We start from the raw sequence: 4648 nt of genomic DNA, 5'->3' as shown, positions 1-4648 counted from the left end.
GTTCCGTAGATTCCACCAAATATTCTACCTTTATAATAAAACAAGTAACCACCCATCATAGGTATAGATTTTATATCTTCCAATCCTTCTAATTGACCCATTATGTATAAAGCTAATTCTTTGTTTGCCATATTAACCCCCTTTCGATTTATGGTGTTGTTGTAAATGATTTATATGGTTAATTATACTATAATTACCATCAATTATATATAAAAAATTAAAATAGGTATTTGTTAATAATACGATAAAAATTATTTAATATTTGTCTTATCTATTTCCATTTTTTCAGTTGGTTTGTTTTTTATAAAATATATAACTAAAATGTTCAGTAGCCACAAAGTGAAAGTAACTCAATTGGTATTGTGTTACATTCACAATATTAGTATACCTAAATATATCATCCCACTACATCATTAGATCTGGGTTTATTTGTGAGGAAATATAAGAAATTTTCGTAACAATCATTATCTGTATCTATATTTTTTCTCATACTTCCTCCATAAGAAAATAGAATAAATACACCAACTTACTGAGAAGACAACAATATTTATTATTAATCTTCTGATAAAGTTTTGATTACTAAAACTATATAAGTTAATACCTCCGTCTATTGCTTGTACAATAAATGACGTAGGTATAGCTACAGATAAACCCCCTTTCAGGACTCCACTATACCAAATATATTTTTTTTTACCTTTTGACTTCATTTTATGCCATTCTTCAAACTCTTTTTGTTCTGTATTCTTTTTATTCAAAATATTTACACCTCCACTTAATGAAAGAAAAATAATAAATCTAATATTATTAATTCACAATCTCCTTACAAGAGAGACATAAAATATGTATTCAATTATATACTATTTCCTTATCCAAGAGTCAGAATAATAATGATAAAATGAATGATAAAACGCCAAAGGTTCGTATTTTATCAACTTAAAGTTCGTTTATTATTTAGTAAGGTCATGGAAGCTAGGTATATAGCCAGAGTTCGTTTTTCGGATAAAGAACTAAACCGCTAAAAACGGTGGTGGACAAGTGCTAATTACATTAATTTGATTTTTACTTAAATAAAATAGAAAGAAGCATCCTATTTGACTAGGATACTTCTTTATTATAATGAGCACTTCCTATAAACTTTTATTGTTGAAATAAAAAATAAGGAAGTGTTATTATTTATGTCAGAATTAAGACAAAAAATGAGAATGGATATGGAACTAAGGGGTTATAGTCCAATGACTATAAAAAGCTATATCAATCATGTTAGTAACTTTGCTAAATTTTATAACAAATCACCAAAGTATTTAGGTGAAAAAGAAATTTGTGATTATCTACATTATTGTATCATTAAAAAAAAATTAAGTGAAGGAACAGTTAATTATATTAATTCAAGTCTTAAATTTTGTTATACTAAAACGCTAAACAGATATTGGAATTCGGACAAAATTGCAAGGATGAAAGAACCATCTAAATTACCTTCTGTATTATCGCCAGATGAGGTTAAATCTATCTTTGATGTTACTGAAAATCTTAAGCATAAGGCAATTCTCATGACGGTCTACTCCGCAGGATTAAGAGTTAGTGAAGTTTGCAACCTAAAAATAACAGATATTGATAGTAAAAACATGCAAATATTAATTAGAGAGGGCAAAGGTAAAAAAGATAGATATTCATTGTTGTCCAAATCAAATTTAAAAATTCTTCGAGAGTATTGGAGCAGATATCATCCTACGGAATATCTATTTTCTGGAAAGGGTCGTACAGATTCTATTAGTCCACGTAGTGTTCAGAAAATGCTCGAGAAATCTATAAAAAAGACTGGAATCACTAAGAAAGCCTCTATTCATACACTAAGGCATTGTTTTGCCACGCATTTGTTAGAGGCTGGAACAGATATATGTTATATCCAAAGATTGTTAGGACATACTCAATTAAATACTACAACTATTTATTTACATATTAGGAGGCTGGATTTACTTAATATAAAAAGTCCATTGGATTCACTTCTAGATAAAAAAGGTGAACAAGATGATTGAGATTCAAGACATATTTAATCAATTTGGTGATGAATATAGAAGAAATCATAAACTACCGCTACATATTTTAAAAACTATGATTGCTATTGAGTCTTGTAGAACAGCTGAACTCGGTGGTCATGTGGATGAGTGTAATGAATGTGGGCACATAAGAATATCTTATAATTCTTGTAGAAATAGGCATTGTCCTAAATGCCAAACTTTAGCCAAAGAAAGGTGGCTTGAAAAAAGAAAAGAAGATTTATTACCCGTAGGGTATTTTCATATAGTTTTTACTATACCCCAAGAGCTTAACTTTATAACACTTACAAACCAAAAGGAAATGTATTCTATACTATTTAACTCTGTTTCTGAAACTCTAATTGAACTATCAAGAGACAAAAAATATTTAGGAGCAGAAATTGGTTTTATGAGTATCCTTCATACGTGGGGGCAAAACCTTATGAATCATCCTCATATTCATTGTATAGTTCCAAGTGGTGGATTAACATTTGATGGTACAAGATGGATAAATTCAAAGAAAGATTTTTTTATTCCAGTGAAAGTTTTATCAAGAAAGTTTAGAGGTAAATTCTTATTTTATCTTAAAAAAGCTTATCAAAGCAATGCTCTTAAATATACTACTGGAATTCAGGAATTAACAGAAAAACATATATTTCATAGCTTCATAGATAAGTTATACAAAAAGGAATGGGTTGTATACTGTAAACCCCCTTTCGGGAGTGCAGAGCACGTGCTTGAGTACCTTGGTAGATATTCTCATCGAGTGGCTATATCCAATCATAGAATTGTGAATTTGGAAAACGGATATGTAACATTTAAGTGGAAAGATTATAGAGACAATAATAAAGAAAAATTTATGACTCTTACAGTAGACGAATTTATGAGAAGATTTTTCATGCATGTTTTACCAAGAAAATTTGTTAAAATTAGACACTATGGAATTTTAAGCAATAGAAATAGATCAACCAAACTTCAAAAATGCAAAGAACTTACAGGAGCAGCACAAAGTAAAAGTGAAAATTCAAATGTTAAGTTAAGTGCAGCCGAGCTTCTTCTTAAGCTGACAGGAATAGATATAAATATTTGTCCTTGCTGTGATAAAGGTGAAATGGTTACAAAAGAGAAGTTGAATCGCCAAAACTATTCTCCGCCAGAAGAAATAAATAAAATAGCATAAAGTCTTTATTTAGGGGAGGGGGAAATTACGTCTATTTTTAGAAGCTAATCTAAAATTCTAAGAATTATTGATACAATTGTGGAAATTATAGTTAATAATCTTAATGTTAAAGCTAATTTCAGAAAGAGGTGAATGATTGAATCTCCATAGTAGAGTTAACGCGGCATCGTTCAATAGTTCGTTTCAGACATTGAGCAACTCTCGTAGCTATCATCGTTTAAGTATATGCTTAAGGTGATAGTTTTTGTCGGCTCAACATCTGAATCCGAGCCTGTTCATAAACCGAACTTTGGTTTCATTGACTTAATTAATTAGCAGTTATATGAATATATATATATTAAATTACTCTATTTTTTTATTATCAGATATGTATATAATATATGATATTGGACCTACAATTCCGCCCATAATTACATATCCCCATAAAGGAATATCTTTAAAAACACTTACCGAAATTACTCCAATTAAAACGGCAAATAAAATAATTTTTGTTAATATTCCTTTTGCTGAATTTTTTTTGAAAATAATCAAACTCAATGCAAAGCCTCCAACCAGTATAGCAATTAAAATAATCCCTGTTATTAAATTCATCAAAATCCCCTCCTTCAATTACGTCATTTGTTGTATACCTATAACTATCTACTACTGTTTTATGATAATATTTTTATTGAAGTTGCAGCACAATTTCTAATAAAAAATACAAAATATAATTAGGAGTTATTACATTGGATGAAAAAAATTAAATGTCGTGAAAACAGACTTTCACGTCATTTAAAGATATTAATGTCTTAATATACTAACCCCCCACATCTAATGATATGGGGCACTTGTGTCCACATATGAAAATCTTATGAAGCAACTGTTTGTCTATAAAAATGCTATAAAGATTAACCTATAATCCTGCTAAATGAGCCCTGTCATTTAGCAGTGTTAAAACATTTTGTTTGTAGTTGTTTTGCTGTAATACTGAAATACTTCCTGGCTGAGCAGAAAAATATGCTTTCCCTAACATATCAGATTCAAAATTCATCCACCATGCAATTATATATGATAATGTACATCCATGTGTCACAATAATTATGTTCCCCTTATCTAAATCGCATATCATTTTCATGACTTCACATACACGAATATAAAATTGTCTCCAAGTTTCTCCATCTTGAAATTCCTGATAATCTAAATAAAACTCCTTACTTAGTCTAGGGTTCCTATGTTCTCTAGCCCAATTTTTAGTCTTACCTGCTGCAACCCCAGTGTTTATCTCCCGAAGATCTATTTCTTCAATAACATTCAGATTTAAATGCTTTGCAACTATATCCGCTGTTTGTTTTGCTCTCATTAAATCTGAAGAATATACTGTATAACTTTCTCCTTCCAAATCCTTTTTTAATTTTAATCCAATGAGTTCTGCCTGATTTTTACCTAATTTAGTTAG

Annotated in this window: 5 protein-coding genes; 2 read left to right on the top strand and 3 right to left on the bottom strand. The window is 29.6% G+C overall.

Annotated elements, in window-relative coordinates; translation table 11 throughout:
• Positions 1–464 precede the first annotated feature (464 nt).
• Complete coding sequence (locus KPL50_RS26060; RefSeq protein WP_216213572.1) at positions 465–755, bottom strand: hypothetical protein; 291 nt, start codon at positions 753–755, stop codon at positions 465–467.
• 420 nt (positions 756–1175) lie between these two features.
• Between KPL50_RS26060 and KPL50_RS26055 the strand changes: the two genes are divergently transcribed.
• Positions 1176–2033 (top strand): site-specific integrase, encoded by an 858-nt coding sequence (locus tag KPL50_RS26055; protein ID WP_216301399.1) that lies wholly within the window; start codon positions 1176–1178, stop codon positions 2031–2033.
• Complete coding sequence (locus tag KPL50_RS26050; RefSeq protein WP_216301398.1) at positions 2026–3213, top strand: IS91 family transposase; 1188 nt, start codon at positions 2026–2028, stop codon at positions 3211–3213. Before KPL50_RS26055 ends, KPL50_RS26050 begins: the two co-directional genes overlap by 8 nt.
• 342 nt (positions 3214–3555) lie before the next feature.
• Here the strand turns inward: KPL50_RS26050 and KPL50_RS26045 are convergent, their stop codons facing one another.
• On the bottom strand, positions 3556–3804 hold the full coding sequence (locus tag KPL50_RS26045; protein WP_216212710.1) for a hypothetical protein: 249 nt from the start codon (positions 3802–3804) through the stop codon (positions 3556–3558).
• Between the two features lie 301 nt (positions 3805–4105).
• Positions 4106–4648, bottom strand: a 543-nt coding sequence (locus KPL50_RS26040; protein ID WP_216301397.1) for a histidine phosphatase family protein, incomplete at its 5' end; no start/stop codon positions are given.

Source organism: Clostridium sp. CF012, assembly GCF_018861755.1.
Taxonomy (GTDB): Bacteria; Bacillota; Clostridia; order Clostridiales; family Clostridiaceae; genus Clostridium_AD.
This window is presented reverse-complemented; position numbering and strand designations above follow the sequence as displayed.

Coding starts and splice junctions, on each gene's coding strand:
- KPL50_RS26055 (WP_216301399.1), top strand. CDS start 1,176: ATGTCAGAATTAAGACAAAAAATGAGAATGGATATGGAACTAAGGGGT.
- KPL50_RS26050 (WP_216301398.1), top strand. CDS start 2,026: ATGATTGAGATTCAAGACATATTTAATCAATTTGGTGATGAATATAGA.
- KPL50_RS26045 (WP_216212710.1), bottom strand. CDS start 3,804: ATGAATTTAATAACAGGGATTATTTTAATTGCTATACTGGTTGGAGGC.